This window comes from Pseudomonadota bacterium, from assembly GCA_022361155.1.
Classification (GTDB): Bacteria; Myxococcota_A; Polyangia; order Polyangiales; family JAKSBK01; genus JAKSBK01.
Map to the genome: position 1 here is coordinate 1 of JAKSBK010000582.1, position 2184 is coordinate 2184.

Genomic DNA, 2184 nt, shown 5'->3' on the forward strand with positions numbered 1-2184 from the left:
CAGCCGAGCCGCCCGATGCAACGCTGCCACCACCCGTGCCGCCTCGAGCTCCCGCAGCACCGAGGCCACCCGGAGGCTCGGTCGTCCGGGCGCCGCAGGCCCCCGCCAGCATCGCACACACCGCGCCGAGACCGAGCACGCCAGGCCAACCGCACCGCGACTCGACAAATCGCACACTGCTAACAGGCATGCCTTCTCCTTTGGCTGCAACCCCCCGCGGCTGTGCAGCCACAGGTGGCAGGCAAGCTCGACCTATGGATTGGTCGGCGTCCCGCCAGCGGGAAACTCTCCGGCTCCGCTGCCGTTCGCATACAAGAAACCGTCCTTCACCCATTCAATGGAGTGAAACAACGAATAGACGTCATCCCCCATAAAGGGATCTGTGCCGAACACGATGATGTTCAGAAAGAAGGGCTGGCCGTGCGTCAGGCACTTCGCATCGAGCGCCACGTTGTCGGTCGTCCCCCCGCCGATCCCAGTAAAAGTGCCCCGGAAGCTGACCACTGGTGGCTTGGAGGCAGGGGAGATTCGACATTCGACTGGGGGAAGGTGCGCCGGTAGATTATCGGACCAGCAGTGGTCGAGTCGGTATTCCACCAGATCCGTTTTGGCCTCGGTGCGCAGCGCCACACGGGCCCGCAGGAAACCGAGCTCGCCCTGAGCTGGGCACTGGGCCTGAATGACGAAGTGGTCCTCGTCGTTCGCGGGCACTATGCGGCCTGTGACCCGCTGTGTTGACTCCGACAGGTTGAGTAGCTGGCCAGGAAAAAAATCGGCGAAATCGCCAACGGCGGCCTCGTCGTCGGGGGGCGGGCCCGGCGCCGGCGCGCTGGGAGGGTTGTTGGGATCGCAGTTCACGGCGCGCTCTTTGTATTTTTTGAGGGCGTCGTTATAGATTCTCATGACCGCCGACGGGACCGCCGGCGGGACCGTCGGCGGGTTGCCCGCCTGCACTTCCATCAGCTCTTGCACGCGTGCCGCCATGCGGCAGGGGGCGCCCGGGTCAGGGCGCATCGACGGGATCGACGTCGGCCACGGGTCATGAATCGGCCGACCTTCTACCAGCACGTAAATAGGGCTCGTCTGCACGTGGGCGCTACGCACGGTGACCCAGCCGCTCGGCACATCTTCGAGGTCCCTCGTGTAATGGAAGCTGACAGGTCCGATTGGAGCGTCCCACTCCCTCACGATGTTCCCGTTCCAAAGCAGCTGAACCTTGCCGGCCTCCAAGAGGTTGCCGGTGACGTGAAAGTCGTGGACGTCGTTCTCGTTGTCGGCAGTATAGGCGTCCCCGATAACCGCCGAGCCGCTCGGGGAGACCCCCGACTGCCACTCGACCTCCAAGTCCAACCAGTCATCGCACGTGCCGTCGGTGCAGTTGGGATCCGTCCGTACGCCCTCGACCAGCACCGTGCGTCCCCACCTGAGCGCGGCTAGGTACTCCGAGTATTTCGGGGTAGAGCTGCTTGCGAGATAGCGCGTACGTACCGTGCCGATCTGTTGTTGTATGCAACGGTTGTCGCTGCCGCCCGCCACCGCGATTTGGATACCGCTGTCCAGAAGGTCGCTCCAAAGCTGGAACGAAGAGCGAGGCATGGGTCCGTTCGGCTGCGCCCAAGGAGGAGCGTCGGGCCTGGGAGCCTCCACCGCCAAGAACGAGGCCTTGGCGAAGCGATTGCCACCTAAGGGAATCACCCCGGCGGCGTGCACGGGAACCTCGCTGCCATAGGAACCGAACTCGTTGTCGATCCTCGTCCATTGGGTGTGGTTCACTCCGAAGACCACCAAACCGGCAGGGTTCGCTTGCGGACCCAGCGCCCATTGCACAGCGGGCACACCCGTCTCCGCTTTGTATAGCTGGTCTACGAAACAGCCCTCGTTTTGTATACACGGAGGTTCGAGCACCAATGCGTCGGACAGGCCTCAGGCGCTCAGGGCAGCGGCCAACCGCATCAGCACGGGAAGGTCGGGCCGCCAAGCAAGCAGCCGCAACACCAGCCGCCGACCGGTTCGCAGCACCTGCACCGTGATGAGCATGAAGCGCTGAACGAAGGTGTGGAAGTCCATGCGTAGGATGCACTCGCGCTGCGCATGGTGCAGCTGGCGCCAGCGCGGCAGCACGGGCAGACACAGCGCAAACCACGCCTTCAGACTCCAGGCCAGGGCTGTGATCAGCATGTAGGC

The 2184-nt window shown here is 64.1% G+C and carries 3 protein-coding genes; all 3 read right to left on the minus strand.

Annotated elements, in window-relative coordinates; all coding sequences use genetic code 11:
• A partial coding sequence (locus MJD61_22000; protein ID MCG8557932.1) for a hypothetical protein occupies positions 1 to 190 on the minus strand: 190 nt, incomplete at its 3' end.
• 62 nt (positions 191 to 252) lie between these two features.
• On the minus strand, positions 253 to 1827 hold the full coding sequence (locus tag MJD61_22005) for a hypothetical protein (protein MCG8557933.1): 1575 nt from the start codon (positions 1825 to 1827) through the stop codon (positions 253 to 255).
• A 96-nt stretch (positions 1828 to 1923) separates the two neighbouring features.
• Positions 1924 to 2184 (minus strand): hypothetical protein (locus tag MJD61_22010; protein MCG8557934.1); only part of this gene is annotated, 261 nt, incomplete at its 5' end.